This is a genomic window from Tsuneonella sp. CC-YZS046 (genome assembly GCF_035581365.1).
GTDB lineage: Bacteria > Pseudomonadota > Alphaproteobacteria > Sphingomonadales > Sphingomonadaceae > JAWKXU01.
In genome coordinates, this window is sequence record NZ_CP141590.1 from 275,666 (window position 1) to 301,566 (window position 25,901).

The window sequence follows — 25,901 nt, forward strand, 5'->3', positions numbered from 1 at the left end:
GGCAAAAAGCCGTAATCACGCATTTGGTCAGGTTTCGCCTGACTCAAGACGGGGCGGGGCGGCGTGCGTTGCAGCGGTGCCTGCCGGCGAGGATGCTGAACAAGGGAGCGATGCGTGTCATCAATCGACGTGGCGAATGCGCTGGAAGATCGGCTCCGCCTGCTGGAAGACCGGAAAGCGCTTGCGAAGCTGATCGACGATTATCTGTCGCTCGCGGACGCAAGGCGGTGGACCGAATGGTCCGAAACCTTCACCGAGGATGCCGATTTCGATCTCCCCAATGCCTTCGGGCTGATGCGGGGCCGCAAGGAAATCTTCGACATCTGCGTCGGCAAGATGGAAGGCGCCTGGGAGATGACCCAGCACATGATCGTGAACTGCGATTTCGACATCGGCGGGGATGCGGCCACCGGCTCCGCGAACATCATCTTCACCGGAGTTCCGCCCGGCGGCGACCGCGCCGAGCCATATATGATGGGCGGCATCTATTGCTGGAAGTTCCTGCGCACGCCCATCGGCTGGAAGATCGACGACGCGTGGGAAGAATTCCTCTGGAACAATGGGACCGAGGAAAGCGAAATCTTCGACAAGGAAGAATCCTGACCTTGATATTCCTGCCATAGCGGGGAGGCCACGCTGGCGGAGACGCCGGGATTCGAACCCGGGGTACGACCTTAAATCGTACGACGGTTTAGCAAACCGCTGGTTTCAGCCACTCACCCACGTCTCCGGATCGCAGCGGCAGCGGGCGATATAACGGCGAGACTTCGTGGCGGCAACCCTGTGCGGGAAAAAGGATGCCCGGACCGGAAAAGGATTCGGTTCGCCCCGAAAGCGACTCGGCTCGTCGCCCGTTCATTGCCCCTTCAGCCGGGCGGGATTCTTATGAGCGACTGCTTGCTCGAGACGGGTTAGGGAACAGGAATGAACCGCATCGCAGCCATTTTCCGGGCGCCTTTCCTGGGCGCATTGCTCGGCCTGGCCCTGGCCGGGGGCGCTACCGCAGCCGCCGCCCAATCGATGGAATCCATCGATCCGGACACGGCAATCGATGGCGATCTCGCATCGCCTGCTTCCACCGGCACGGTGACGGACCCCGCGCCGCCCCTTCCGCCGGAGGATGTCACGTCGTCCGGCGCGCAGGACACTGTCGTCACTTCGACGGATGCGTCCACGGCGGCCAGCCAGGCGGCGGGCAATCCGGCCGCGGCCTCGGAAGAGGGCAATACCTACAAGAAGGACGATCTGATCGGCGCGGCGGAGGGTGTGTTCGGCAAGGGCGCGGAAGGCCTTGCCCGCATGATCGAAAGCTGGCTCGACAAGCAGGGCGAGCCGAATGCCTATATCGTCGGCCGGGAAGGCGGCGGGGCCGTGGTCGTCGGCCTGCGCTATGGTTCCGGCACGCTGTATCACAAGGTGGAAGGGCAAAAGCCGGTCTACTGGACCGGGCCCTCGATCGGCTTCGACGTGGGGGCCAATGCGGGCAGCACCTTCGTGCTGGTCTACAATCTCTATGATTCGGAAGACATCTACCAGCGGTTCCCGGCCGCGGAAGGGCAGGTCTATGTCATAGGCGGCTTCAATGCCAGCTATCTGCGCAGGGGCGACATGGTGCTTATTCCCATCCGCATGGGGGCGGGCGTCCGGCTGGGGGTGAACGCGGGCTACATGAAGCTGCGCAAGAGCCAGAACTGGATACCTTTCTGACCTGAAAGGCACAGCAGGAACGAATTTCGCTTCCTCATCATTTTCGCCCTTGAAGGGCGCGCGCGACATCGGCAGAGAGCGCGCGCCATGCTCGATAGCCTCACCCAACAGCCCGCCGATGCGCTGCTCGCGCTCATCAAGCTCCATGATGCGGATAATCGCGCCGACAAGATCGATCTCGGCGTGGGTGTGTTCCGCACCGAAACGGGGGCCACGCCCGTGTTCGCGGCGATCAAGGAAGCCGAAAAGCGCTTGCTGGCGGAGCAGGATTCGAAGGCCTATCTCGGGCCGGAAGGCGACATGGGCTTCGTCCATGCGCTGATGCCCTATATTTTCGGCGCTGGCGATCCCGCCAGGGGCGGCCGGATCGACGGCATGCAGGCGCCGGGCGGAACGGGTGGCCTGCGGCTCGCCTTCGCTCTGGCGAAGCGGGCGGGCATCCGCCGGATCGTGGTGGGCAATCCGACCTGGCCCAACCACCCTCAGATTCTCGACGATCTCGGCCTGGAAACGCTTGGCTTCGCTCATGCCGGGGCCGATGGCGCGGCGGATATGAACGCGCTGCGCGCCGCCGTGGCGCAGGCCGGCGAAGGCGATGCGTTCCTGCTGCATGGCTGCTGCCACAATCCCACGGGCATAGATTATTCACCCGCCGATTGGGACGAGATCGCGCGGCTGGTGGCGGAGCGTGGGATCCTGCCGATCCTCGACCTTGCCTATCAGGGCCTCGGCCACGGCATGGAAGAGGATGCCTATGGCTTGCGCGCGGTGCTGGCGGCGGTGCCGGAAGCGCTGATCTGCTACAGCTGCGACAAGAATTTCGGCCTCTATCGCGATCGCGTCGGCGCTCTCTACGTGATGGGCAAGGACGCGGACAGCACCGGCCGCATCCTCTCCCATGGCCATTCCGTCGCGCGCACGTCCTGGTCCCAGCCGCCGGATCATGGCGCGGCCGCGGTTCGCCTGATTCTCGAGGATCAGCAGCTCACCCGGCTCTGGCTGGACGAGCTTGCCGAGATGCGGGACCGGATGCGGCAGATGCGCGAGATGGTGGCCGCCGCCGACAATCGCGTGGCGGGCCTGGACCTTGCGCCGATCGCGAGGCAGAACGGGCTCTTCTCCATGCTGGCCCTGTCGAAGGAGCAGATCCTGAAGCTGCGCGAGGATCACGGCATCTACATGGCCGGGTCCGGACGCATCAATGTGGCGGGGCTGACCCGGGCCAATATGGACAAGTTCATCGCGGCTCTCGCGCAAGTCGCGGGCTGAGGCGGAATGGACCGGCAGCCGCTACTCGAAGGCGAGCGGCTGCTGCTGAGGCCTTTGCATCCCGACGACTGGGATGCGCTCCATGCCGCCGCGCGCGATCCCCTGATCTGGGACCAGCATCCCGATCCGGATCGCTGGCGCGAGCCGATCTTCCGGGATTTCTTCGCCGACGCCCTGGAGGCGGGCGGCGCGCTGACGATCATCGAAAAGCGGGGCGGGGCAGTGATCGGCTCGTCCCAATTCGCCAATTTCAAGGATGGCGACGGCGGCACGGTCGAGATCGGACGGACTTTCCTCGCGCGGAGCCATTGGGGGCTGGGCCTCAATCACGAATTGAAGCGCCTGATGGTCGGCCACGCATTGGGTGAGGTCGCCACGGTCTATTTCCGGGTCGGGGCGGAAAATCTGCGCTCGCGCCGCGCCATGGAGAAGATCGGCGCGAGGCTGACCGACCTGCGCGAGAATGTGATGGTGCATGGCCGGCCGGTGCCGCACGTCGTCTACGAGATCGGGCGCGACGATTTCGCGCGCGGCCCGCTCAGTTCCTGAGGCTTTCCATCCGCTTGAGATAGCGGGCCAGCACGTCGATCTCGAGATTGACGCGGTCCCCCCGCGCCAGTTGGCCCAGCGTGGTCACTTCGCTGGTATGCGGGATGATGTTGAGGCCGAAATGGACGCTGCGATCCGCCTGATCCTCGATGGAGTTCACGGTCAGCGATACGCCGTCCACGGTGATGGAGCCCTTGGGCGCGATATAGGGCGCCATTTCAGGCGGCGCGGCGATGGTGAGCCGCGTGGAATCGCCCTCCGAAGCGATCGAAACCACTTCGCCCACGGCATCGACATGGCCGGTCACGATATGGCCGCCCAGCTCGTCCCCGATCTTGAGGGCCGGCTCCAGATTGAGCTTGCGCCCTTCCTGCCACAGGCCGGGCACCGTGCAGGCCACGCTTTCCCCTGAAATATCGACCGCGAACCATGCATCGCCCGCCTGGCCGCCCTTTTCCACGACTGTCAGGCAAACGCCGGAGCAGGCGATCGAGGCGCCGATGGCGATGCCGGCGGGATCGAACGGGCAGGCGATAACGGCGTGCAGATCGCCGCGCTGCGTGGTCTGCTGGATCGTGCCGGTTGCAGTGACTATGCCGGTAAACATTGCATTCCCCTATGCGGCCTGGGGCCGTGCGCGCTCATAAACCTCGAGGCTGTCGCTGCCAAGGGCGCGCCGGTCGGTCAACCGCCAACGGCCATGTGCCCCTGCCAGATCGACCAGGCCGATATCGCCGAGCGCGCGTTTGCCCGCACCGATCAGGATGGGCGCGCGATAGAGCATGAGCGTGTCGACGAGATCGGCGGCGAGAAAGGCGGCGGCGGCTCCGGCCCCCCCTTCGACATAGAGATACTGGATCTCGGCCATCCCGATAATCGCGCCCGGTTCCGCAAGCGCGCGCCAGCCCGGCGGCGCGTTCTGGTGACTGAGTGCCCAGCGCTCCGGGCTACGGGCTTCGAGGCCGGGTAGCCGGACGTCGAGCCGGGGCGCATCGGCGCGCAGCGTGCCGCCCCCGACCAGGATCGCATCCGCCCGCGCGCGCTGCGCATGGACATGCGCCCGCGCGGCTTCCCCGGTGATCCATCTGCTCGACCCGTCAGCCAGCGCGATGCAGCCGTCGAGCGATGTGGCCAGCTTGAGCGTCACATGCGGGCGTGCCTCCCGCCGTTGCATCAGATAGCCGGCGAGACTGGCGGCGGCGGCGGGATGCGGCACCAGTTCCGCCGCGATGCCCGCTGCCCGCAAGGCCGTCAGGCCGCTGCCGGCTGTGCGCGGGTCGGGGTCTTCCACCCCGGCGACAACCCGGGCGAGGCCTGCTTCGAGGATCAGCGAGGTGCAGGATGGGCCGCGTTCGCTGCGATGGGCGCAGGGTTCGAGCGTGACGTAGATGGTGGCTCCGCGCGCGGCGCTGCCCGCCATGGCCAGTGCCTCTGCTTCGGCATGGGGGCGTCCGCCCGGCCTGGTCCAGCCATGCCCCAGCACCCGGCCATCGCGCACCACGATGGCGCCGACAGCGGGATTGGGGCGGCTGAGGGGCCTTGCGCGGGTGGCGAGGGCCGCCGCCGCCGCCAGCCAGTGCGCATCGTCCGCCGCGGAATCAGGGGGCAACCTGCCGCTCCCGCTCCTGTTCCCGCTGCGCGCGCGCGGCAGCTTCGGCCCGTTCCTCGGCGGCGCGTTCGGTGGCCGCTTCCCGCTCGATCTTCTCGGTATCCATGCCCGATACCTTGCCCAGCGTGCGGTATATGCTCTTGATGCGTTCCTGGCGTTCGGCCTCCTGCTGGGCCAGCGCGTCTTTCCGGCGCTGGTTCTCCAGGTTCGACGCGATGATCTCGGCATCGGTGCGGTCGGCCCGCCAGCTGGTGATGTAGGTGACTTCCGGCCGGATCGGGTCGCCGATTTCCCCCTCGTGCCACATCACCGAAAAGATCGCGAAAGTGGCGGCGGCGGAAACCCCCATGATCCGCCAGCGATAGGGGTTGGGGCGCAGGAATTCCTGCGAGAAATCCTTGATCGCGCGTGTCGGGGATATTTTCCGCCAGAAGCTCATGGCGCCGTAGATAGGGTGCCGATCACGCCATCGCCAGCTTTTCGTCGATGAGGCGGCGGCCGGATTCAGCCGAAACTCGAATAGAGGCCGCGCCCGTGCCGCCGCAGCCAGCCATTGGCCTCGGCGATGTCTCCCTCGAAGATCGTGCCGAGCAGGGCGTGGAACGCGGGGGAGTGGTCGAAATGAACCAGATGCGCCACTTCATGCGCCACCACCGAACGGCGGACATGGTCGGGGGCCTGGATCAGCCGCCAGTTGATGCGGATCGTGCCATCCGATGTGCAACTGCCCCAGCGCCGCTGCGCGCGGGAAAGGCGCAAGGGCGGCACCGGCTCCCGGGCGTGCAGGCAATAATCGGCGAGGTCGGCTTCCATCAGGCGCTGCGCTTCGCCTTCGAGCCATCGTTGCAGGCGCGGGGCCAGCCCGCTTTCCGGGCCGCCGACCAGCAGGCGCCCGCCATGCTGGCTGGGGCGGCGCGGCAAGCTGCCGGACCATTCGATGGCGAGCGGCCGGCCGCGATAGGATATGCTCCCGCCGGCTTGCGGAGCGATCCGGCGCGGTATCCGGGCCAGTTGCTCGGCCAGCCAGTCGCACCGCGAGATCGCGAAATCGACCGCATCGGCCGTGCGGCCCCAGCGCGGCAGGGTCACGCGCGCTTCGCTGCCGTCCGGGGCGAGCCGCAAGGTCATCCTCGTGGCGCGGGAATGCCGGCGGATCGCCAGCGGCAACTCGATGTCCCCCAGCCGCACCGTGGGCGGAGTGCGCTCGCGGCGGAGCCAGTCGATCATGGATCAGACCTCCGTGCCGTCGGTGACTTCGACGATATGGTGTTCCAGCGGCCCGGCATGGACTTCGCTCACCACGCGGCCGATGACCGAGTATCCGGCGCGGCGTACGTCATCCCTGTCGCCGGTGAGGAGATAATGCCAGCGGGGCAGCGGCTCGCCCCTCGCGCGCAGCCGGTAGGCGCAGGTGCGGGGGAGCCAGGCGATATCGGCGACGTTGCGCGCGGTCAGGCGCAGGCAATCGGGCACGAAAGCCTTGCGGTGGCGATAATCCTTGCAGCAGGCGGTGGCGGTATCGAGCAGCCGGCACGCCACATTGGTGTGCAATATCTCCCCCGTGTCCGCATCCTCGAGCTTGTGCAGGCAGCATTGGCCGCATCCGTCGCACAGGGCTTCCCATTCTGCGCGGGTGATGTCCGCCAGCGGGAGTTCCCAGAAGCGCTCTCTCAGCTCACCCATTTTTCCAGCTCCGCGGCGACGGCCTGCGGGTCCTTCTCGACCGGCAGCAGCGCGATCGGCTCGCCCTTGCGGCCCATCAGATAGGCCGCGCGGCTGTGATCCATCAGATAGCCGCCGCCGGGGTTGGTCTCGCCCCTGGCATAATAGGCGGCGAAGCCCTTGGCCGCCTGCCTGATCTGCTCAGGCGTGCCGGTCAGGCCGATCAGCCTGTCGGAGAAGGCGCTGGTGAACTCTCCGATCACCTGCGGGGTATCGCGTTCCGGGTCGATGGTGATGAAGATCGGCTGGACCTGGCCCGCCAGCTCGGGCTTGTCCCTGGCGAACAGCTCCAGCCCCTTCACCATGCTCTGCACGTCGAGCGGGCAGACATCCGGGCAATAGGCGTAGCCGAAATAGACGATGCGATAGCGGCCGTCGAAATCGTTCCAGCTCACCGCCTTGCCGTTCTTGTCGAGCAGGGTGAAATCGCCCTTGATGGCGGCGCCGGCCAGCGGCGGGGCCTGGGCCGCCTTGTTCGAGCCGCAGGCGGTGGCGGACAAGGCGAGGGGCAGGGCGGCTAGGGCGGCAAGGAGCTTCTTCATGGCGGATCGGTTCATGCTCTGCTAACTCGTATACAGCAAGGGACGAGTCATCTCTTTTTGGTCTTTGAGCGGGAGAAGGCAGGGTTGAGCAGGGTTCATAGCTGGGTAAAGGTGGTTCTGGCGGGCTTGGCGTGCGCCATGTTGCTGGCCGGTCCGGCGCGCGCGCAGTTTTCGGACAGCTACAAGTTTCTGGAAGCGGTGAAGAAGAAGGACGGCTCCGTCGTGACCGAATATCTGAACGAGCCGGGCACGACGATCATCAATACCCGCGATCTCGTCACCGGGGACACCGCCCTGCATATCGTGACCCAGCGGCGCGACGTGGCGTGGATTCGCTTCCTTGCCCAGAAGGGCGCCGATCCGAACATCTCGAACAAGAAGGGGGTTACCCCGATCGCGCTTGCCGCCAGCCTTGGCTTCGTGGAAGGGGTGGACGCGCTGATCTCCACCGGCGCGCGGGTCGATCAGGCGAGCCAGACCGGGGAAACCCCGCTGATCGCGGCGGTGCATCGCCGGGATATACCGATGATCCGCGTCCTGCTGAAAGCGGGGGCCAACCCGGACCGGGCCGACAATTCCGGCCGTTCGGCAAGGGATTACGCATCGCTGGACGGCAGCGGCAGCGCCGCGCTGGCGGAAATCCGCAACAGCGCCAAACCCCAGCAGCAGGAAAACCAGAAGGTTTACGGGCCTTCGTTCTGACATCATGACCGTTGCGGACGCCACTCTGGAAGAAATCAGGGCGCTTCTGGCGCCCACCGTCGCCGATGCCGCGGTGTTCGACGGCTGGAGCGAGGCGGCCGTGGACAGCGCCGCCACTGCGGCGGGGGTGAACGCGGCCGTCGCCCGCCTGGCTTTCCCGAATGGCGCGATGGACATGATCGCGGCCTGGATCGGCAGCGTGGACAGCGCGATGGAGCAGGCCTTCTCGCCGGAAGATCTGGCCGCGCTTCCCGTGCGCGAGAGGATACGGACGCTGATCCGGTTCCGGCTGGGCCATGTCGCCGGGCGCGAGGAAGCCTTGAAGCGCGCGCTTGCGATCATGGCTCTCCCCAACAATGCGGCCACCGCGCTCAGGATCGGCTGGAACAGCGCGGATGCGATGTGGCGGCTGGCCGGGGACACGGCCACCGATCTCAATCATTACAGCAAGCGGGCCATTCTGGCCGGGGTCTATGCCGCCACCCTGGCCTTCTTCGCGGACGACGACAGCAGCGGAAAGGCCGATACGCAGGCGTTTCTCGATCGCCGGATCGAAGGCATCATCCGGTTCGAGAAGGCGAAGGGGCAGCTCTTCCCGAAGAATTCGGAGCATTTCAGCATCCCCCGCTTCCTCGGGCGGCTGCGCTATCCCGCGCGCCAGTAGGGAGCCTCGGCGCCCCTAATGCGAACAAGTTGCAATGTTTTCGCATATCTGGCAGCGGCCAATTCATGACTCTGGATGAACTTCCGATCGGCAAGCGCGCTGCGATCACCGCCGTTGACTGGAGCTTGCTGGCGCCTGACGAAGGGCAGCGGCTCCGCGCGCTGGGGATCGATGCGGGCGCGGAAGTGGAGATCGAATATCGCGGCGTGTTCTTCGGGCATGATCCGATCGCGATCAGCGTGGGCCGGATGACGGTGGCGCTGCGCCGCGCCCATGCCCGGGCGATGAGCGTGGAGGCCGCCTGAGATGAGCCGGAAACGCATCGCCGCGCTGGTCGGCAACCCCAATGCCGGCAAGAGCGCGCTGTTCAACGCGCTCACCGGCGCGCGGCAGAAGATCGCCAATTATCCCGGCGTCACGGTGGAGCGGAAGGCCGGGCGCTTCGTCCTGCCGACGGGCGAGCCGGTGGACCTGATCGACCTGCCGGGCAGCTACGGCTTCGACACGACCAGCCCTGATGAGGAAGTGACCCGCAAGGTGATCTTCGGGGAATTCCCGGGCGAGGCGCAGCCCGAAGTGCTGGTGGTCGTGCTCGACGCCTCGAACATAGAGCAGCACCTGGTCTTCGCGCAGGAAGTCATCGAGCTGGGCCGCCCCACGGTGGTCGCGCTGAATATGGTCGATCTGGCCGAGCGCGACGGGCTGGTGCTCGATCCGGCGGCGCTCCAGCAGGCGCTGGGCGTGCCGGTGATCCCCATCGTCGCTGTGCGGCGGCGCGGGCTGGATGAACTGGTGCAGGCGATCGCCACGGCGGAAGCGCGGGCGGAGCGCGATCCCGCGGATCATCCCCGGCCGCATATCACTCTGCCGGAAAGGCGGCTTGCCGCCCGCAATATCGCGAAGGGCGCGATCCTTTCCGAATCCGGCCAGCATCGGCTGCACGCGCGGCTGGACAAGGTGCTGCTGCATCCGTGGCTCGGCCCGCCGATCCTCTTCGCGCTGCTGTTCGTGATCTTCCAGGCGGTGTTCGCCTGGGCCGACCCGATGATCGGGATGCTGGAAGACGCCACGGCGGCGCTGATCGATCTGGTCAAGCAGCACCTGCCCGAGAGCTTCCTGCGCGATGCGCTGACCGAGGGCGTGCTGTCGGGCGTAGGCTCGGTGGTGGTGTTCCTCCCGCAGATCGTGATCCTGTTCTTCTTCATCCTGGTGATGGAAGCCACCGGATACATGGCGCGCGCGGCCTTCATCATGGACCGGATGATGGCCTATGTGGGCCTCTCGGGCCGGAGCTTCATTCCGCTGCTGTCCAGCTTCGCCTGCGCCATCCCCGGCATCATGGCCACGCGCAGCATCGCCGATCCGAAGGACCGGCTGACCACGATCCTGATCGCCCCGCTGATGACCTGCTCCGCGCGGCTGCCGGTCTATACGGTGATTATCGGCGCCTTCATTCCCGCCCGCACGGTGGGCTGGGGCATCGGCCTGCAGGGGCTGGTGCTGTTCGCGCTGTATGTCGCGGGCATCGTCGGGGCGATGCTCGCCGCGCTGGTGCTGCGCCGCTCGGTGACGAAGGGCGCGGCTTCGGGCTTCATCATGGAACTGCCCAAATACCAGCTGCCCCGCTTGGGGGACCTGCTGATCGGGTTGTGGCAGCGCGCCTGGGTGTTCCTGCGCCGGGCGGGGACGATCATCTTCTACGTCACCATCAGCCTGTGGCTGCTGCTGAGCTATCCCAAGGCCGATCCGGGCGAGAGCCAGCTGGAGGTTTCGGTGGCCGGCCGGATCGCGAGCGGCATGGCCGTGCTGGTCAAGCCGATCGGCTTCAACCACGAGATGGCGCTGGCGGTGATTCCCGCCATGGCCGCGCGGGAAGTGGCCGTTTCCGCCCTGGCGACCACATATGCCGTCGATTCGGATGACGAGGACGCCACTGCGGCCGCGCTGGAAACGAAGCTGCCGCAGCGGTGGACTCTGCCGATGGCGCTGGCCTTCCTCGCCTGGTTCGTCTTCGCGCCGCAATGCCTTTCCACCATCGCGGTCGCCCGGCGCGAAACAAACGGGTGGAAATGGCCCATGGTCATGTTGCTCTACCTGTTCGCGCTGGCCTACATCTTCGCGGGAATCACCTATTGGGGCGCGGTGGCGCTCGGTTTGTGATTTTTTCCGGCTTGGCCCGAAGGTGCGCCAGGCTCGAAAGTGATGCCGCCGGAGCGGGCCGGTGCAGATGCAAGCGCTTCGCGAAGCGAAACGCGACAATGCACAGGAAATCGCTTTCCGGAACTGGAACAGGCGGGATCGATTGGCTAGGTGCGGCGCAAGCAGAACGGGAAAGCGATTTCATGGCAGGCAGCGTTAACAAGGTCATTCTGGTCGGCAATCTGGGCGCGGACCCGGAAGTCCGTTCGTTCCAGAATGGCGGAAAGGTCTGCAATCTGCGGATCGCGACCTCGGAAAGCTGGAAGGACCGCAATACCGGGGAGCGGCAGGAACGCACCGAATGGCATAGCGTGGCGATCTTTTCCGAAGGCCTGGTCGGCGTGGCCGAGCGCTATCTGCGCAAGGGATCGAAGGTCTATATCGAAGGCCAGTTGCGCACCCGCAAATGGCAGGACCAGTCGGGCAATGACCGCTACACCACCGAAGTGGTGTTGCAGGGACCGGGTTCGGTGATGACCATGCTGGATGGCGCACCCGGTGGCGGCGGCGGATCGCGGGGCGGCGGTGGCGGCTGGAATGAAGGCGGTTCCGGGGGCGGCTCGGGCGGCGGTTCCGGCGGGGGCTGGAACCAGGGCGGTGGCGGTTCGCGCGGCGGCGCGGCGGCGGGCGGCAGTTCCTTCAGCGACGATCTGGACGACGATATTCCGTTCTGAGCAATCCGTTCAGGATCGGGTGGCGGGTTTATCCGGCCGTCCTTCTTTCGCTCCCAATCGTCATTCCCGCGAAAGCGGGAACCCAGCCTTGTGCCGACGCGCGAGAGGGGCGTTCGCGCCGGCCTCCGCGGAGCCTCTCTTCAGCAGTGACGCTCCGTCAGATCATTTCGCCTTGACCGGATCGTCCAGGGCGAAGGCGACCACGTAATCGCCCTGCGGCGAACGCATCGCGGCATTGCCGCCTACCGCGATCACCACGAACTGGCGGCCGCTCTTCGGGCTGATATAGGTCATCGGCGTGGCATGGCCGCTCCTCGGCAATCTGTGCGACCACAATTGCTTGCCTGTCGCGCTGTCGAGCGCGCGGATCACGCGCTCCTGCGAAGCGCCAATGAAGACCAGCCCGGCCCGCGTCACGACGGAGCCGCCCATGTTCGGTATCCCCATGGGTATCGGCAGATGCGAGCGGGTGTAGAACGGCCCGCTGTCGGCGGTGGTGCCGAACGGCTTCTTCCACAGCAGCTTGCGGGTTTTCAGGTCGATCGCGCCGATCATTCCGAAGGGCGGCTGGGTGCAGGGGATGTCCAGCGGCGAAAGGAACGCGGCGGTATGGGCCGCAAAGGGCGTGCCTTTCTGGGGCAGCAGGGCATCGACGCTGATATGGCCGTCGGCGGAAGGGCTGATGCCGCGCTTGTTCGCCTCTTCGCGCGTGAACAGGCGGGTATAATTGGCGACCCGAATCCAGTTGACCACGAAGATCTGCCGCTCCGGGTCCACCGATACGCTGCCCCAATCCACCCCGCCGGAATAGCTGGGATAGGTGATGCTGGGCTTGAGTCCGGGCGGCGTCATCGGCCCGTCGTAGCGGGCCTGCCTGAACTTGATCCGGCACCAGAGCTGGTCGAGCGGGGTCGCGCCCCACATCAGCGCCTCCGTCAGCTTCGTATCGTCGAGCGACAAGGCGCCGGTGGCAAAGGGCTGGGTCGGCGATGTCCAGTCGCCAGCGGCGGCGCCCTGCGGAACAGGGCGTTCCTCGACCGGGGCGAGCGGCTTGCCGGTGCGGCGATCCAGCAGGAAGATTTCCGCGCGCTTCGTCGCCTGGATCAGCGCGGGCACGGTTTCTCCGCCGATCTCGAGGTCGATCAGGGTGGGCTGGGAAGCGACGTCGTAATCCCAGATGTCATGATGCGTGGTCTGGAAATGCCAGCGCGCGCGGCCCGTCGTGGCGTCGAGAGCGACGACCGCGCTCGAATAGCGTTCGGAGCCGGGGGAGCGGTGGCCGCCCCAATAGTCCGGCGTCGCATTGCCGGTGGGGATATAGACCAGGCCGAGCTGCTCGTCCGCGCTGATCGGCGCCCAGCTGTTGGCGGTGCCGCGCGAATAGGTCCGGCCCTCCGCCGGCTCGTTCGGATCGTCCGGACGGTCCATGTCCCAGGCCCAGCCGAACTGGCCGGTGGTGGCGTCGAAGGCCCGGATCACCCCGGATGGCTCGCCCACCTCCTGGTTGTCCATCACCCAGCCGCCGACCACTACCTTGCCGCGCACCAGCGCGGGGGCGGAGCTGACATAGTAATAGCCGCGCTTGATTGCGCCCATGCCCCGCTTGAGGTCGACCGTGCCGTTGGCCCCGAATTGCTCGCATGGCCTGCCGTCGGCGGCATCCACCGCCATCAATCGCGCATCGGTGGTGGCGAAAATGATGCGCCGCGCGCAAGCACCGCTCCCTTGCGGGACTTCGAAATAGGCGACGCCCCGGCATGCCGCCAGCGGCGGGGCATCGACCTTGGGGTCGAAGCGCCAGCGCTGCTTCCCGCTCTCCGCGTCGAGGGCGATGACGACATTGTTCGAGGTGCAGAGATAGAGGCTGTCGCCGATCATCAGCGGCGTCGCCTCGAAGCCGATCTCGGATCGGTTCACCCCGGTGCGATAGACCCAGGCCTGCTTGAGCTTGCCGACATTGGCGGCATTGATCTGGGTCAGGCCGGAAAAGCGGGAGCCGCCCTGATCCTGACCATAATGGTGCCATTCCCTGGAAGAGCCGGACGGCGGCGTGGCGGCCGCGTCCACGCTATGCGTCCGGTTCGCGAAACCCAGCAGCCCCGCCGGCAAGGCGATCAGCACCGCCGCGGCGATGGCCAGCTTCTTTGGCCCGGCCAGCTGGATGAGCGGCCAGCCGACCCATAGTCCAAGCACGAGCGGGGCGAACAGGCGGGCCTGCATGCCCCATATGTTCCCGCCGCTTTCCCAAAGCGCCCAGACCAGCGTGAGCAGCAGCAAGGCGCCGTAAATCCAGATGGCGCGGCGATCGCCCCGGAAGGAAAGGAACGCTGTCGCGCCCGCCATCAGGCCGGCAACGAGATAGTAGGGCGAGCCGCCCAGGAACAGGAGTTGGCCGCCGCCCGCGACGAGCAGCGCGGCGATAAGGGCCATGACAATCGCCAGAAGGACGCGCCTTCCCGTTTCCACCTGCAGCGCCTTCATCTCCCACTCCCATTCTTCGGACTTGTCGTCTCGTTCTGCCGGGCCATGCGCCTGGTTTCATCCAGGTCGTCATGCGGCCTGCCTTGTCAGGAAAATACACCGTTTGGTCAAGTTCCAGATGCCGGAACGGGTCCGGTCGCGGGCATCTGCGTGCGCCTTCTTCGTCCCCGCGCTCCTTCATCATCCTGGCCGCTCAGGATAGACTGCCCTTCGGGCAAGCTGGGCTGGTTGTGAGCAGAACGCCGCCCACCATCCAAGCCACACCCTCGTCGTCATTCCCGCGAAAGCGGGGGGGTATGGTGAGCACTTGCACATTGGGCTAACCGCCAAGTGTTTGCGACCGAGGAAATTTGAGGGGCGAGAAGTGGAATTCACTTTCATCGGCTCGCGTGAGGTGATCGCCAAAACTCAAGCTATGCCTAGAATGGGGGGCTATCCGAACGGAGTTGGCACGCTGACTCTGCGGGGCAAGCAATCCGATTATCTCGGAACTCTACCCTATGACGCGGCGAGCACGTTACCCTTGATGGTTTTGGCAGGTGGCTATCGGTTCATATACCTTAGCGGACCGCCAATGTATCGTGGTAGCTCACGCATTGGATCATCGAGCTTTTACCGAGACTTTGATCCGAACGATCTTGAGCTGTAGTCAGGCGCAATATTTCCAGCAGCCATCACTATACCCCCCCGCGAAAGCGGGAATCCAGGGGCGAGTTGCACTGAATCCCCGTTTGCACGGGGAGACGATACGGGCGGGATGACGATGAAGCCGGAAATGGCCGTACGGGGCCAGGTGGAACCGGCGTTTCCGGGCCGGGAGCCGGGGGGTGGGGCAAAGCCCACCCCGCGCGCCTTACAGGCCGTCGAGGCCCTTGCTGACCAGGACATTCACCGCAACGCGGCGGTTCTGCGCCTTGCCCGCGGCAGTGCTGTTGTCCGCCATCGGGTCCGCCTTGGACATGCCGGTGGGGGTCAGCATGCGATAGGGCTTCCAGCCGCAGACCTGCTGGAGATGGTTGACCACGCGGCCGGCCCGCCTTTCGCTGAGCACCTGGTTGAATTCATCGCTGCCCGTGGAATCGGTGTAGCCCACGACCAGCAGCAGGGCGTTGTCCATCTGCTCGGCGGCGGCTGCCGTGGCGCAGAGATCGTCTTTCGCCTGGGTCGACAGCACCGCCTTGCCCACGTCGAAGTTCACGTTCGTCGTGCTTTTGACATTATACTGATCGATGTCGCGCATGCGGCCGCGCAGCGCTTCCGTCGCCGCGGTCTGCTCGGCAAAGCCCTGAGCGGTGCCGCTGCGGATCATCGACGCGGTCTTGAGGTCCCTGTTCTTCAGATTGATCTGGCTGGCCACCAGGCCACTGCCCGATTGCAGGGTCTTGACGGTGACCGGCAGGCCGTTGAGCAGAGAGTCCGCGGCCAGCTTGTTGCTGTCGAGGCCCAGGAATCCGCCGCTGGACTTGATCCGGGTGGAATCGTTGACGGCGATGACCGTATTGCCGCCGTCGGCGGTCGTGACCTGTATCCGGTTGCCGCTGCGCGCGGAGATGAAGCCTTCGATCTCGGGTCCCTCGGTCATCTCGGACGCTTGAGGCGATGTGTCGGTTACGGTCCCGGAGATTCCCGTTTCATACGGGTCCTGGGCCAGGCCGGCCGATGCCGCCCCGGTAAGCATGGCAAGCGACAAGAGAACTCTTGGGCTTTTGGAAATGACACTCATTGCGCTACTCCTTCAAACTCGACCAGCGGGCCTGCGGGATCGCAGCTTCTCGTCCGACCGCCGCCCCCTGATGGCGTATCCGGCTGCCAGAACCCCCTCCATCCAGCTTCATTATATGCGCGGCTGGCAGCCGCACCTGAACACCGTGGACTTCCTGCGTGTTCATGCCAACCTTGCGGGCAGATGAACGCATTCGGCAAGGTGGTGGTTGAGCCGGTAATTCGAGCGCATCCTGCGACGAACCGATGCGGGGAACGCTGCGCAAACGAACGTTCATGCATTGGGGGGGGCTGCCCGCTTGCCTCCCCGCCTTTGCGGGGGGCAGGTATCGGGGGCGGGGGGTGGGCTGTTCTTCTTCCACCTTTCCTACATGGCTGAAATCTGGCTTATCCTGCCGGATGACGCGCAGAGCATCCCGCACCGCCCGCTGGCCCGCCTACCGGCGGGTTCCCTGCTTCACCCCGGTTCCCGTCCGCGCCCGGCGCGACGGCTGGACGCCCGAGCGGCAGGCCCGCTTCCTCGGCTGGCTGGCCCAGACCGGCTGCGTTGCCAAGGCTGCGGCGAAACTCGGCATGGCGCGGGAGACTGCCTATCGCCTGCGCCGCCGGGAAGGCGCAGGCAGCTTCGCCCATGCCTGGGATGCGATCATGACGATCCGCAGCGGTGACGAAGCGCCCCGGCGAAAGGTCACACTGGATGAGCGCTGGGTGCTCGCCATGCAAGGCGGGTTCGTGGTGCGGATGCGGCGGGGCCGTTTCCTGGCAGCATGGCGCAAGCCCAGCACTTCCGCGCTGCTCGGCCTGCTCGCATCCTACGACCGGGCGCTGCGGCAATGGGGCTTGTGGGCATGAGGCCAGCCGAAATGCAAATGCACATTTCCGGCGTTCTGCGTCAACCTGACGGAGAGCCTTCTTCGTCATCCCCGTGCAAACGGGGAGCCAGTTTTGCGCCGCTCTGGATTCCCGCTTGCCCGAAGGGCAGTTTATCCTGAGCCAGTCGAAGGGCGGGAATGACGAAAGAACAGAATGACAAAGGGAAACGAACGGAAATGACCAATGGCGCGCGCGGTTCAGGCCCGGCCGATGCTCATATAGGCGAAGCCGGCCGCGCGCATCTCGGCGGGGTCGTAGACATTGCGCAGGTCCACCATCACCGGGGCCTTCACCACCGCCTTGATCCGCTCGAGGTCGAGCGCGCGGAAGGCGTCCCATTCCGTCACCAGCGCGATCGCGTCCGCGCCGTCCGCGGCTGCATAGGGGCTGGCGCACATCGTCACCCCGGGCATCAGCGGCTGGGCCAGTTCCATCCCTTCGGGGTCGTAGGCCATCACTTCCACCCCCGCGTCGATCAGGGCCTGCGCGATGACGAGGGAAGGGGCGTCGCGCATGTCATCGGTGTTGGGCTTGAAGGTCAGCCCCAGCAGCGCGACGCGCTTGCCGCGCGTGGCGTCCGGCCCGCCGAGCGCTTCGATCACCTTGCGGCCCATCGCCCGCTTGCGGCTGTCGTTGACCTTGACCACCGCCTCCACGATCCGCACCGGGCTGTCGTAATCCTCCGCCGTCTTGAGCAGGGCCAGCGTGTCCTTGGGGAAGCAACTGCCGCCGTAGCCCGGCCCGGCATGAAGGAATTTGGGGCCGATCCGGTTGTCCAGCCCGATGCCGCGCGCCACGTCCTGCACATTGCCGCCGACCTTCTCGCACAGATCCGCCATCTCGTTGATGAAGGTGATCTTGGTGGCGAGGAAGGCGTTGGCGGCATATTTGATAAGCTCCGCGCTGCGGCGGCTGGTGAACAGGATCGGCGCCTTGTTGAGAAAGAGCGGGCGGTAGACTTCTTTCATGATCTGGCGGCCGAACTCGTCCTCCGCCCCGATCACGATCCGGTCGGGCCGCTTGAAATCGCCGATCGCCGCGCCTTCCCGCAGAAATTCCGGATTGGACACCACCGCGAACTGCGCCTTCGTGCCCGAATCGCGCAGGATGCGCTCCACCTCGTCGCCGGTGCCGACCGGCACCGTGGACTTGGTGACGATCACCGCCGGATCGCGCAGGTTCGCGCCGATTTCCTTCGCCACCGCATAGACGAACGAAAGGTCCGCATGGCCGTCGCCCCGGCGGGAAGGGGTGCCCACCGCGATGAAGATCGCCTGCGCGCCCTTGATGGATTCGGCCAGGTCGGTGGAGAAGGCCAGCCGCCCGGCCCGCATATTGCCGGACACCAGCTCGGCCAGGCCCGGTTCGTAGATCGGCATGATGCCGTTCTGCAGCCGGCTGATCCTGGCCGGGTCCTTGTCTATGCAGACCACCTCATGCCCGAAATCGGCAAGGCAGGCGCCCGATACCAGCCCGACATAACCCGCGCCGACCATGGCGATCTTCATTCCGCTGTTCCCCTCATCCTGACCGCCGCGTGCTTACGGATCGGCCCGGGTTTCAAGATATCGCCGCCGAGTGCCTTCCAGCACCAGCGCGGTCAAGCGTCCATAGCAATAGGCCCCCGTATCGATTCCGATGCGGTTGCCCCGATCCTCCGCGTTGCGGGTTATCGTATGCCCATGCACCACCACATGCCCGTGATCTCCCGGATAGGACAGGAACGGTTCGCGAATCCATCGCAGATCGCTGGCCGTCTGCTCCTCCAGCGCGATTTCCGGCGCGATGCCGGCGTGGACGAACAGATAATCGCCGATGGCGATCATATCCTCGAAGGAGCGGATGAAATCGAGATCGGCGGGCGGAACATGGGCGCGCATCCATTCCGTCAGTTCGGCCAGCGAGGCGCGCCGGTAGCGATCTTCGGCCAGCCCGTAGCTGAGGATGGTTTCCCTTCCGCCGTGCATCAGGAAATGCCGCAGGACATCCTCGTTCTCGAAGCTGCGCAGGAACATCTCCTCATGATTGCCGCACAATATCCTGACATCGCGGCTGCGCTGCCATTCGCGCGCGAAATCGATCACCCGCGCGCTGTGCGGCCCGCGGTCCACCAGATCGCCCAGCAGAATGACCGTGGTTTGCGCGGGTGGCGCGGCGCCGTCGTCGGCCTCGATGGATTCGGCGAGGCGGCGCAGCATGTCGAAATGGCCGTGGATATCCCCGATCGCATAGACGCGCGCGCCTTCCGGCACGGCTGCGCCGGGGGCCGCTTCGTTGCGATGGAACAGGTTCTTCAATCGAGCGAGCACGGAGAATTCACGGTTTTCCGAGGTTGCTAGGCGGGTGTTGGCATTCGCATATCATGTCGTGGCGATAATGGGAGTGGGCAAGAGTGATGCATAAAATCCACACATGTGCCGCTTCGGAAACAACCAGTAACAAATATCTCTTGTGCAATGCAGCACAATTCTGCACCTTCCGTTTCGTATCCGCACGGTAGCCCATTCAACGAGGACCCGGCGGACACGCAGGTGGGACTAGGCTAGGTTTTCAATAACTAGGGAAATTGCCATGCTTAAGTCCGTCCGTAGCCTTCTGGCTACAACTGCTGTCGCGAGCGCTGCGTTCGTTGCTTTCGCCGCCACTCCTGCCCTGGCGCAGGAAGAAAGCGAATCCGATCTTACCGTTTCGGGCAATGTCGCCATCGTAACCGATTACCGCTTCCGCGGCGTGTCGCTCTCCGATGGTAAGGCCGCCGTCCAGGGCGGCATCGATCTCGCTCATTCGAGCGGCTTCTACGTGGGCACCTGGGCTTCCTCTCTGGAAGACTCGCCGCTTTATGGTTCCATGGAACTCGACATCTATGGCGGCTGGAGCGGGGAAGTCACTTCCGGTCTGAATCTCGATGTCGGCCTGCTCTACTACGCCTATCCGACCAAGGATGACGGCGTTGGCCCGTCCGATATCTTCGAGCCTTATGTGAAGCTTTCCACCACGGTCGGCCCGGTCGGCGCCACGCTCGGCGTCGCCTATGCCTGGGACCAGGATTCGCTGGGCGACGAGGACAACCTCTATCTCTTCGCCGATCTCGAAGTGGGGATTCCGTCCACGCCGATCACCCTGTCGGGCCACATCGGCTATACGGACGGCCCGCTTGCTCCGGAATATCTGCTGGGCGGCACCGACAAGACGGCGATCGACTGGTCGATCGGCGCTTCGGCCACCATTCTCGGCGGCCTTTCGCTGGGCGTGAGCTATATCGGCAGCCAGGGTCCGAATGTGGACGACTACACCGACAATGCGGTCGTCGGCACGCTGTCCTACAGCTTCTAGGCCCCGATCCCGAAGAAGGCGAGGCCCGCGTCGGATAGCGGCGCGGGCCTTTCCCGTTGCGGGCAGGGCGGATCAGCGAAGATAGAAGTCTATCGTGGTGACGACCCGTACCTTCTTGTAGGGCGTATCCGACACGCCCCAGCCCCCGCCGCTGTCGCCGTCGCGCGCTTCGACCGAGAAATAGCCCTGGGTCGCCTGCTTGATGCCGCCGACGCTGGTGCCGCTGTCCTCGGCGAATTGTTCCGCGGCGGCGCGGGCGTCCTTGGTCGCTTCGGCCACCATGGCGGGCTTGATGTCGTTGAGCTTGGTGAAGGTGTAGGCCATGCCCGACCCTTCCTCCAGAACGACGCCGCGCTTCACCAGGTCGAATTGCTTGCGGACCGCTTCCTGCGCGCGCTTGATGTCCGTGCTGCGCAAGGTCATGCGCTGCCTGACGGTGAACTGCGGGACGCCATCGGTGGTGAACTGGGAGACATTGACGCCGGCAGGCTGCAATGCATTGGCGGGAAACCCAAGCTCCGCGAAGAAGGCCTTGATCGAGGCGGTGTCCCGGTCGACGCTGCCCTGCGCAGAGGCGAGATCGCCGGCGGTGGCGGAATAGGCGATCGTCCAGGTGGCGAGGTCGGCGGTCACTTCGCGCTCCGCCAGACCGCGCACGGTGACGGACCGGTCCGCATGGCGCGCCCGGGTGAGGCCGTCCCCGAGGAGATAGCCGCCCAGGATCAGGCCGATCGCGACGATGCCGGAACTGGCCAGCCAGCGGCGGCTGGCCGGGTCGCGCCAGAAGGGGCTGGCCGGGGGCGAGCTTTCAGGGTTAGTTTCGGGCATCTGGCGTTGATCCTCTCAAGAGCGCGGCGAGTCTTGCATGGCGCCCCGCCGATGAACCGTGTTTTAATCCAGGGCCTGACCCTAGACGAACGGAGAAGTTTCCCTTGATCAAATTTCTTCACACCATGATCCGGGTTGCCGATCCGGACAAGACCGTGGCCTTTTTCCGGCTGCTCGGCCTTGAGGAGGTGCGGCGGCATGAATCGGCGCAGGGCCGGTTCACCCTGATATTCCTCGCGGCGCCGGATCAGGCCGGGATCGCCGAACTGGAACTGACCTACAACTGGCCGCCTGAGGATGGCAGCGAACCGGAAGCCTATGACGGCGGGCGCAATTTCGGCCATATCGCCTATCAGGTCGAGAACATCTACGAAACCTGCCGGCGGCTGGCCGATGCGGGCGTGGCGATCAACCGGCCGCCGCGCGACGGCTACATGGCCTTCGTCAAGTCGCCCGACGGCATTTCGGTGGAATTGCTCCAGCGTGGAGAGCGGCTTGCGCCGGAGGAACCCTGGGCCAGCATGGAGAATGCCGGAAACTGGTGAGGCCCGGCTTCGCTTGCCGGAGACAGGGGCTGGCAGGGCAAAACCTATCCATTTTGGAAATGTTCCTCCATTGCAAGTGGTTGAGCGCTCCGATAGGCGCGACGTCCTGAGGCTGGGAGCGGGGGCGTTCGTCGGTGTTGCTGGGGTTCACACCACTCGAATGGGTGGCGCTGGCCGGCTATGAGCTGCTGCTCTTCGCCGGTCTTTTCTTCCTGATCGGCTCGATGGACGATATCGCGGTCGATCTGGTCTGGCTTTGGCTCAAGCTGACCGGCAAGGCCGAAATGGAAACCGTCGATCGCGCGGCATTGCGCGGCCGTCCGCTCTCCGGACGGGCGGCGGTGATGATCCCGGCCTGGCGGGAAGCCGAGGTGATCGGCGCCACTGTCTCCCATGCGCTGGAAGCCTGGCCGCAGGACGATCTGCGGATCTATGTCGGATGCTACCGCAACGATCCCGCGACCGTGAGCGCGGCCATCGCGGCGGCGGGCGGCAATCCACGGGTGCGGCTGGTCGTTCATGGGCGCGACGGCCCCAGCAGCAAGGCGGACTGCCTCAACCGGATATACGCGGCGCTGTGCGAGGATGAGCGGCGCAGCGGCGTGCGGGCGCGGATCGTGCTTCTGCACGATGCGGAGGATATGGTCGATCCCGCCGCGCTGCCCCTGCTCGACCGCGCACTTGCGCAGGCGGAGTTCGTCCAATTGCCGGTGCTGCCTCAGGTCCAGCCGGATTCGCGCTGGATCGCGGGGCATTATTGTGACGAGTTCGCTGAATCCCATGGCAAGGCGATGGTCGTGCGCGAAGCCTTGGGGGCCGGCTTGCCCGCCGCCGGGGTGGGCTGCGCCTTTTCCCGCGACGCGCTGGAAAGGATAGCGCTGCGGACCGGGCGCCCCGAGGCACCCTTTGCCGGGGAATCGCTGACGGAGGATTACGAACTCGGCTTGAAGATCGGCGCGCTGGGCGGAAAATCGCGGTTCCTGCGGATACGCGGGCAGGATGGGCAACTGGTCGCCACCCGCGCTTTTTTCCCCGGAACGCTGAATGAAGCGGTTCGCCAGAAAACCCGCTGGATTCACGGGATCGCCTTCCAGGGCTGGGACAGGCTGGGTTGGGAGGGTTCGCTGGTCGAACGATGGATGCGCTTGCGAGACAGGCGCGGGCCGCTGGCGGGGCTTGTGCTCGCCTCGGGCTATCTGTTCTTCCTCATCATCACCTTTCTCTGGCTGACCAGCCTGCTGGGCTGGGTCGACATGCCGAAGCCCGGCGCGATGCTGCAGGTCATCCTGCTGGTCAATGTCGCGAGCTTTCTGTGGCGCGCGGCCTGGCGCTTCGCCTTCACCACGCAGGAATATGGGGTGGTGGAGGGGTTCGCCGCGATCCTGCGCATTCCCTTCGCCAATGTCATCACGATCATCGCGGGGAGGCGCGCCCTGGCGGCCTATTTGCGGTCGCTCAACGGCCATGCACCCGTTTGGGACAAGACGGAGCATCGATCCCATCCCGCCATCCTCAAGGGCGCCGTATCACGATGATCAGCGACAGACTGCGCGGCCAGCCGCTTGCCGTCCTGCTTCTTGTCCTCGGGGGATGGATCGCGATCCGGATGGTGACATGGCACCCGCCGCAATGGCGCGAAGGGCAGGATCTGCGCGCCATGCTCATCCAGGCCGAGGGACAAGCCGAAGCCGGAGAAGAGGCCGAGGAAGCGGAACTGGCCCGCGCCTATGCCCCGATCTCCGTCCCGTCCCCTCATGCGCATTGGAACATGCCACCGCCGCAATGGCAGTGGCCCGGCCCGGTTGCAGGGCCCGCAGCCGGGCAGGCAGGCCCCCTGCCGCCGATCAGGGTAATCATATCGGCCGAGGTTCTTCGGGCCGCGCTGCAAGGCATGGAACCGAAGGCAGGGGGAACGGCTGGGCTGCTTCACGGCGAGGATCGAGCCCTGGTCGAAGCGCTCGGGCGAACGGGCGCCTTGCCCGCAATGGCGGCCCATGGCGGGCAATCGATACCGGAAGCGCCAGCGCCCGTGCCCTTGCCGCCCATCCCCCTGTCGCCAGGCGCGGCGCGGAAGGGTTCGGACCGCTGGTCGGCGGACGCATGGATGCTGCTGCGGCGGGAGAATGCGCAGTCGCTCGCGGCGGGGCGGCCGGTCTACGGCGGAAGCCAGGCGGGCGCCGTGCTGCGCTATCATCTGGCGCCGCAAAATGCGCATTCGCCGATCGCCTATCTGCGGGCCAGCCAGGCGATGGGCGGCATCAGGCAGAGCGAGGCGGCGCTTGGCTTCGGTATCCGTCCGCTTGTCTCCCTGCCTGTCACGCTGGCCGCCGAAGGCCGGGTGTTCAACAGCCTTGGCCGGACCAGCATCCGCCCGGCGGCACTGGCCTATACCGAATTGCCGCCGCTCAAGCTGCCCTTCGGCTTGCGCGGCGATGCCTATCTCCAGGGCGGCTATGTGGGCGGGTCGTTCAGGACGCCCTTCATCGATGGACTGTTGCGGATAGATCGCGGCGTGGCCTCGCCCGGCGGCACGGAATTGAGGCTGGGCGGCGGCGTATGGGGCGGCGCGCAGAAGGGCGCCCGGCGGCTCGATGTCGGGCCAAGCGCCAGCGCATCGGTCGACCTGATGGGCGTGCCCTCGCGCGTTTCGATGGACTGGCGGTTTCGGGTCATGGGCGAGGCCGCGCCGAAATCGGGGCCGGCGGTGACGATGTCCGCCGGATTCTGACACGGCTTCCCGTCATCCGCCGTTGCGGTAATCGCCATACCGCCTTAACCCACTGGCCATGGACGTTTACCTCCCCATCGCCAATCTTTCGGTTAACGGGCTGGTGATCGTTGCGCTCGGCGCGCTGACCGGCATCCTCTCCGGGGTGTTCGGGGTGGGCGGCGGGTTCCTGACCACGCCCTTGCTGATCTTCTACGGCGTTCCGCCCACCGTGGCGGCCGCGTCCGCCGCCAGCCAGGTGACGGGGGCCAGCGTTTCCGGCGTTCTTGCCCATGCCCAGCGCGGCGGGGTGGATTATCGCATGGGGCTGGTGATGGTGGCCGGCGGCATATTCGGAACCGGCATCGGGGCCTTGCTTTTCCGCTTCCTGCAATCGATCGGCCAGATCGATACGGTCATCAATATCCTCTATGTGCTGATGCTGGGCACGATCGGCGGATTGATGGGGCAGGAAAGCCTGCAGGCGCTGATGGCGCGGCGCGGCGGCGCGGCGCGGCCCCCCCGCAAGCGCCGCCATCATCCGCTTGTCGCCAGCCTGCCGATGCGCTGGCGGTTCTACCGCTCCGGCCTCTACATCTCGCCCCTGGCCCCGCTGACGATCGGGGCGGTGGTGGGCGTGCTGACCATGCTGATGGGCATCGGCGGCGGTTTCGTGCTGGTGCCCGCCATGTTGTATATCCTGGGCATGAGCGCCAATGTCGTGGTCGGGACATCGCTGTTCCAGATCCTGTTCGTGACCATCGTCACCACCATGATGCATTCGCTGACGACCAAGGCGGTGGATATCGTGCTGGCGGTGATGCTGCTGCTCGGCTCGGTGTCCGGGGCGCAGCTCGGCGCGAAGATCGCGCAACGCGCGCCACCCGAACGGCTTCGCCTGCTGCTGGCCATCATCGTGCTGGCGGTGGCGCTGCGCATGGCCTTCGGGCTGGGCTACCGCCCGCCGGAAATCTATTCCGTGGTGCCGTTGTGAGGATATTCTGCGCCCTGCTTGCCTTGCTGCTGCTGGGCGGCGCGCGCGACCCGATCCTGGTGCCGGAGGTTTCACAGCATGAAGTCCATGTCCAGCAGGGCTTCACCGGGACGGAGCTTCTGCTGTTCGGAGCGATCCTCGATCCGCAGGGCACGCGGGCCGGGCAGGATTACGATATCGTGGTGGTGCTGAAGGGGCCGACCCAGCCGATCCTGCTGCGGGAGAAGGAGAAGATCGCCGGGGTCTGGGTCAATGCCCACAGCACCGCTTTCCGTTCGGCGCCGTCCTTTTTCGCGGTTTCCTCGTCCCGGCCCATCTCGCAGATCGTGGATGAGCGCACCGCCGCGATCTACGAACTGGGCCTTGACTGGCTGCAGCTTTCCCCCTCCGGCACGATCCGGCCGGACGAGCAGGCCCGCTTCGCTGCCGGGCTGGTCGACCTGATGCGGCGGCAGGGCCTCTACAAGCAGGACGGCAAGGGCGTCCGCGTGAGCGAGCAGGTGCTTTACCAGGCGCGCATCAGCCTGCCTTCCAGCGTGCAGACCGGCACTTATCAGGCCGAGACTTTCGCCATCACCAAGGGGCGCGTGATCGCCTCGGCAACCGCGACCGTCGAGGTGCGCAAATTCGGTTTCGACAGGATGGTCGCCAATTTCGCGGAAGAACACTCGCTCCTGTATGGGCTGATCGCGGTGGTGATTTCCGTGGCGATGGGATGGATCGCCGGAAGGCTCTTCGCGCTGATTTGATGGGGCATATTCCCGAATTGACGCGTTCTTAA

Annotated in this window: 27 protein-coding genes and 1 tRNA gene; 16 read left to right on the top strand and 12 right to left on the bottom strand. The window is 65.7% G+C overall.

Annotated features, from left to right (window positions below; translation table 11 throughout):
• The first annotated feature begins 114 nt into the window (after positions 1 to 114).
• A complete protein-coding gene (locus U8326_RS01365) occupies positions 115 to 603 on the top strand; it encodes a nuclear transport factor 2 family protein (RefSeq protein ID WP_324741888.1) in 489 nt (162 codons plus the stop codon).
• Between the two features lie 34 nt (positions 604 to 637).
• Here the strand turns inward: U8326_RS01365 and U8326_RS01370 are convergent.
• Positions 638 to 730, bottom strand: a tRNA-Ser gene (locus U8326_RS01370).
• Positions 731 to 924: 194 nt separating this feature from the next.
• Between U8326_RS01370 and U8326_RS01375 the strand changes: the two genes are divergently transcribed.
• The 3 genes from U8326_RS01375 to U8326_RS01385 all read left to right on the top strand — a co-directional run bounded on the left by U8326_RS01375 (position 925) and on the right by U8326_RS01385 (position 3,525).
• Positions 925 to 1,707 (top strand): DUF1134 domain-containing protein, encoded by a 783-nt coding sequence (locus U8326_RS01375; protein ID WP_324741889.1) that lies wholly within the window; start codon positions 925 to 927, stop codon positions 1,705 to 1,707.
• A gap of 87 nt (positions 1,708 to 1,794) precedes the next feature.
• Positions 1,795 to 2,976, top strand: coding sequence for an amino acid aminotransferase (locus U8326_RS01380; protein WP_324741890.1), 1,182 nt, complete (start codon positions 1,795 to 1,797; stop codon positions 2,974 to 2,976).
• 6 nt (positions 2,977 to 2,982) lie between these two features.
• The gene (locus U8326_RS01385) at positions 2,983 to 3,525 is read left to right on the top strand and encodes a GNAT family protein (RefSeq protein ID WP_324741891.1); all 543 of its coding nucleotides are present in this window, start codon (positions 2,983 to 2,985) and stop codon (positions 3,523 to 3,525) included.
• On the opposite strand, the gene U8326_RS01390 is transcribed toward U8326_RS01385, so the two are convergent.
• The 6 genes from U8326_RS01390 to U8326_RS01415 all read right to left on the bottom strand — a co-directional run bounded on the left by U8326_RS01390 (position 3,515) and on the right by U8326_RS01415 (position 7,398).
• Positions 3,515 to 4,132: a riboflavin synthase gene (locus tag U8326_RS01390; protein ID WP_324741892.1), complete on the bottom strand. Its 618-nt coding sequence runs from the start codon at positions 4,130 to 4,132 to the stop codon at positions 3,515 to 3,517. The genes U8326_RS01385 and U8326_RS01390 overlap by 11 nt on opposite strands.
• A 9-nt stretch (positions 4,133 to 4,141) precedes the next feature.
• Positions 4,142 to 5,134, bottom strand: a complete 993-nt coding sequence (ribD, locus tag U8326_RS01395; protein WP_324741893.1) for a bifunctional diaminohydroxyphosphoribosylaminopyrimidine deaminase/5-amino-6-(5-phosphoribosylamino)uracil reductase RibD — start codon at positions 5,132 to 5,134, stop codon at positions 4,142 to 4,144.
• Positions 5,124 to 5,573, bottom strand: a complete 450-nt coding sequence (locus U8326_RS01400) for a hypothetical protein (RefSeq protein WP_324741894.1) — start codon at positions 5,571 to 5,573, stop codon at positions 5,124 to 5,126. The genes ribD and U8326_RS01400 overlap by 11 nt, the downstream gene beginning before the upstream one ends.
• 65 nt (positions 5,574 to 5,638) lie before the next feature.
• Positions 5,639 to 6,361 carry a SprT family zinc-dependent metalloprotease gene (locus tag U8326_RS01405; RefSeq protein ID WP_324741896.1) on the bottom strand — a complete coding sequence of 241 codons (723 nt, stop codon included), beginning with the start codon at positions 6,359 to 6,361 and terminating at the stop codon, positions 5,639 to 5,641.
• A gap of 3 nt (positions 6,362 to 6,364) precedes the next feature.
• On the bottom strand, positions 6,365 to 6,817 hold the full coding sequence (locus U8326_RS01410; RefSeq protein ID WP_324741897.1) for a YcgN family cysteine cluster protein: 453 nt from the start codon (positions 6,815 to 6,817) through the stop codon (positions 6,365 to 6,367).
• On the bottom strand, positions 6,805 to 7,398 hold the full coding sequence (locus U8326_RS01415; RefSeq protein ID WP_324741898.1) for an SCO family protein: 594 nt from the start codon (positions 7,396 to 7,398) through the stop codon (positions 6,805 to 6,807). The genes U8326_RS01410 and U8326_RS01415 overlap by 13 nt, the downstream gene beginning before the upstream one ends.
• A gap of 84 nt (positions 7,399 to 7,482) precedes the next feature.
• Between U8326_RS01415 and U8326_RS01420 the strand changes: the two genes are divergently transcribed.
• The 5 genes from U8326_RS01420 (at position 7,483) to ssb (ending at position 11,637) form a co-directional block, all read left to right on the top strand.
• On the top strand, positions 7,483 to 8,100 hold the full coding sequence (locus tag U8326_RS01420; RefSeq protein WP_324741899.1) for an ankyrin repeat domain-containing protein: 618 nt from the start codon (positions 7,483 to 7,485) through the stop codon (positions 8,098 to 8,100).
• 4 nt (positions 8,101 to 8,104) lie between these two features.
• The gene (locus U8326_RS01425) at positions 8,105 to 8,764 is read left to right on the top strand and encodes a COQ9 family protein (protein WP_324741900.1); all 660 of its coding nucleotides are present in this window, start codon (positions 8,105 to 8,107) and stop codon (positions 8,762 to 8,764) included.
• A 65-nt stretch (positions 8,765 to 8,829) separates the two neighbouring features.
• Positions 8,830 to 9,069 (top strand): FeoA family protein, encoded by a 240-nt coding sequence (locus tag U8326_RS01430; RefSeq protein WP_324741901.1) that lies wholly within the window; start codon positions 8,830 to 8,832, stop codon positions 9,067 to 9,069.
• A 1-nt stretch (position 9,070) separates the two neighbouring features.
• On the top strand, positions 9,071 to 10,924 hold the full coding sequence (feoB, locus tag U8326_RS01435) for a ferrous iron transporter B (RefSeq protein ID WP_324741902.1): 1,854 nt from the start codon (positions 9,071 to 9,073) through the stop codon (positions 10,922 to 10,924).
• Positions 10,925 to 11,106: 182 nt separating this feature from the next.
• On the top strand, positions 11,107 to 11,637 hold the full coding sequence (gene ssb / locus U8326_RS01440; protein ID WP_324741903.1) for a single-stranded DNA-binding protein: 531 nt from the start codon (positions 11,107 to 11,109) through the stop codon (positions 11,635 to 11,637).
• Between the two features lie 162 nt (positions 11,638 to 11,799).
• Here ssb and U8326_RS01445 read toward each other — a convergent pair whose 3' ends face one another.
• Together U8326_RS01445 and U8326_RS01450 are read right to left on the bottom strand one after the other, a co-directional pair.
• Positions 11,800 to 14,118, bottom strand: coding sequence for a membrane-bound PQQ-dependent dehydrogenase, glucose/quinate/shikimate family (locus U8326_RS01445; protein WP_324741904.1), 2,319 nt, complete (start codon positions 14,116 to 14,118; stop codon positions 11,800 to 11,802).
• An 853-nt stretch (positions 14,119 to 14,971) separates the two neighbouring features.
• Positions 14,972 to 15,841, bottom strand: coding sequence for an OmpA family protein (locus tag U8326_RS01450; RefSeq protein WP_324741905.1), 870 nt, complete (start codon positions 15,839 to 15,841; stop codon positions 14,972 to 14,974).
• A 398-nt stretch (positions 15,842 to 16,239) separates the two neighbouring features.
• Between U8326_RS01450 and U8326_RS01455 the strand changes: the two genes are divergently transcribed.
• Complete coding sequence (locus U8326_RS01455; RefSeq protein WP_324741906.1) at positions 16,240 to 16,692, top strand: hypothetical protein; 453 nt, start codon at positions 16,240 to 16,242, stop codon at positions 16,690 to 16,692.
• Between the two features lie 218 nt (positions 16,693 to 16,910).
• On the opposite strand, the gene U8326_RS01460 is transcribed toward U8326_RS01455, so the two are convergent.
• Both U8326_RS01460 and U8326_RS01465 read right to left on the bottom strand, forming a co-directional pair.
• Positions 16,911 to 18,221, bottom strand: a complete 1,311-nt coding sequence (locus U8326_RS01460) for a UDP-glucose/GDP-mannose dehydrogenase family protein (protein WP_324741907.1) — start codon at positions 18,219 to 18,221, stop codon at positions 16,911 to 16,913.
• 33 nt (positions 18,222 to 18,254) lie between these two features.
• Positions 18,255 to 19,022, bottom strand: coding sequence for a metallophosphoesterase family protein (locus tag U8326_RS01465; RefSeq protein WP_324741908.1), 768 nt, complete (start codon positions 19,020 to 19,022; stop codon positions 18,255 to 18,257).
• A 262-nt stretch (positions 19,023 to 19,284) separates the two neighbouring features.
• Between U8326_RS01465 and U8326_RS01470 the strand changes: the two genes are divergently transcribed.
• Positions 19,285 to 20,046, top strand: a complete 762-nt coding sequence (locus U8326_RS01470) for a TorF family putative porin (protein WP_324741909.1) — start codon at positions 19,285 to 19,287, stop codon at positions 20,044 to 20,046.
• 72 nt (positions 20,047 to 20,118) lie between these two features.
• Here U8326_RS01470 and U8326_RS01475 read toward each other — a convergent pair whose 3' ends face one another.
• A complete protein-coding gene (locus tag U8326_RS01475) occupies positions 20,119 to 20,874 on the bottom strand; it encodes an SIMPL domain-containing protein (protein ID WP_324741910.1) in 756 nt (251 codons plus the stop codon).
• Between the two features lie 104 nt (positions 20,875 to 20,978).
• Here U8326_RS01475 and U8326_RS01480 point away from each other — a divergent pair, with 104 nt between their 5' ends.
• The 5 genes from U8326_RS01480 (at position 20,979) to U8326_RS01500 (ending at position 25,869) form a co-directional block, all read left to right on the top strand.
• Complete coding sequence (locus U8326_RS01480) at positions 20,979 to 21,419, top strand: VOC family protein (RefSeq protein ID WP_324741911.1); 441 nt, start codon at positions 20,979 to 20,981, stop codon at positions 21,417 to 21,419.
• A gap of 134 nt (positions 21,420 to 21,553) precedes the next feature.
• Positions 21,554 to 22,954, top strand: a complete 1,401-nt coding sequence (locus tag U8326_RS01485) for a glycosyl transferase family protein (RefSeq protein WP_324741912.1) — start codon at positions 21,554 to 21,556, stop codon at positions 22,952 to 22,954.
• Positions 22,951 to 24,147, top strand: a complete 1,197-nt coding sequence (locus U8326_RS01490) for a hypothetical protein (RefSeq protein ID WP_324741913.1) — start codon at positions 22,951 to 22,953, stop codon at positions 24,145 to 24,147. The genes U8326_RS01485 and U8326_RS01490 overlap by 4 nt, the downstream gene beginning before the upstream one ends.
• Positions 24,148 to 24,205: 58 nt before the next feature.
• On the top strand, positions 24,206 to 25,120 hold the full coding sequence (locus U8326_RS01495; RefSeq protein WP_324741914.1) for a sulfite exporter TauE/SafE family protein: 915 nt from the start codon (positions 24,206 to 24,208) through the stop codon (positions 25,118 to 25,120).
• On the top strand, positions 25,117 to 25,869 hold the full coding sequence (locus tag U8326_RS01500) for a TIGR02186 family protein (RefSeq protein ID WP_324741915.1): 753 nt from the start codon (positions 25,117 to 25,119) through the stop codon (positions 25,867 to 25,869). Before U8326_RS01495 ends, U8326_RS01500 begins: the two co-directional genes overlap by 4 nt.
• The last annotated feature ends 32 nt before the right edge of the window (positions 25,870 to 25,901 follow it).

Bases quoted from the DNA above. Each gene is read 5' to 3' on its own strand.
- U8326_RS01410 (WP_324741897.1), bottom strand. From the start codon at position 6,817: ATGGGTGAGCTGAGAGAGCGCTTCTGGGAACTCCCGCTGGCGGACATC.
- U8326_RS01390 (WP_324741892.1), bottom strand. From the start codon at position 4,132: ATGTTTACCGGCATAGTCACTGCAACCGGCACGATCCAGCAGACCACG.
- U8326_RS01475 (WP_324741910.1), bottom strand. From the start codon at position 20,874: ATGCCCGAAACTAACCCTGAAAGCTCGCCCCCGGCCAGCCCCTTCTGG.
- U8326_RS01375 (WP_324741889.1), top strand. From the start codon at position 925: ATGAACCGCATCGCAGCCATTTTCCGGGCGCCTTTCCTGGGCGCATTG.
- U8326_RS01430 (WP_324741901.1), top strand. From the start codon at position 8,830: ATGACTCTGGATGAACTTCCGATCGGCAAGCGCGCTGCGATCACCGCC.
- U8326_RS01415 (WP_324741898.1), bottom strand. From the start codon at position 7,398: ATGAAGAAGCTCCTTGCCGCCCTAGCCGCCCTGCCCCTCGCCTTGTCC.
- U8326_RS01400 (WP_324741894.1), bottom strand. From the start codon at position 5,573: ATGAGCTTCTGGCGGAAAATATCCCCGACACGCGCGATCAAGGATTTC.
- U8326_RS01490 (WP_324741913.1), top strand. From the start codon at position 22,951: ATGATCAGCGACAGACTGCGCGGCCAGCCGCTTGCCGTCCTGCTTCTT.
- U8326_RS01455 (WP_324741906.1), top strand. From the start codon at position 16,240: ATGACGCGCAGAGCATCCCGCACCGCCCGCTGGCCCGCCTACCGGCGG.
- ssb (WP_324741903.1), top strand. From the start codon at position 11,107: ATGGCAGGCAGCGTTAACAAGGTCATTCTGGTCGGCAATCTGGGCGCG.
- U8326_RS01495 (WP_324741914.1), top strand. From the start codon at position 24,206: ATGGACGTTTACCTCCCCATCGCCAATCTTTCGGTTAACGGGCTGGTG.
- U8326_RS01385 (WP_324741891.1), top strand. From the start codon at position 2,983: ATGGACCGGCAGCCGCTACTCGAAGGCGAGCGGCTGCTGCTGAGGCCT.
- U8326_RS01460 (WP_324741907.1), bottom strand. From the start codon at position 18,221: ATGAAGATCGCCATGGTCGGCGCGGGTTATGTCGGGCTGGTATCGGGC.
- U8326_RS01380 (WP_324741890.1), top strand. From the start codon at position 1,795: ATGCTCGATAGCCTCACCCAACAGCCCGCCGATGCGCTGCTCGCGCTC.
- U8326_RS01450 (WP_324741905.1), bottom strand. From the start codon at position 15,841: ATGAGTGTCATTTCCAAAAGCCCAAGAGTTCTCTTGTCGCTTGCCATG.
- feoB (WP_324741902.1), top strand. From the start codon at position 9,071: ATGAGCCGGAAACGCATCGCCGCGCTGGTCGGCAACCCCAATGCCGGC.
- U8326_RS01425 (WP_324741900.1), top strand. From the start codon at position 8,105: ATGACCGTTGCGGACGCCACTCTGGAAGAAATCAGGGCGCTTCTGGCG.
- U8326_RS01405 (WP_324741896.1), bottom strand. From the start codon at position 6,361: ATGATCGACTGGCTCCGCCGCGAGCGCACTCCGCCCACGGTGCGGCTG.
- U8326_RS01470 (WP_324741909.1), top strand. From the start codon at position 19,285: ATGCTTAAGTCCGTCCGTAGCCTTCTGGCTACAACTGCTGTCGCGAGC.
- U8326_RS01445 (WP_324741904.1), bottom strand. From the start codon at position 14,118: ATGAAGGCGCTGCAGGTGGAAACGGGAAGGCGCGTCCTTCTGGCGATT.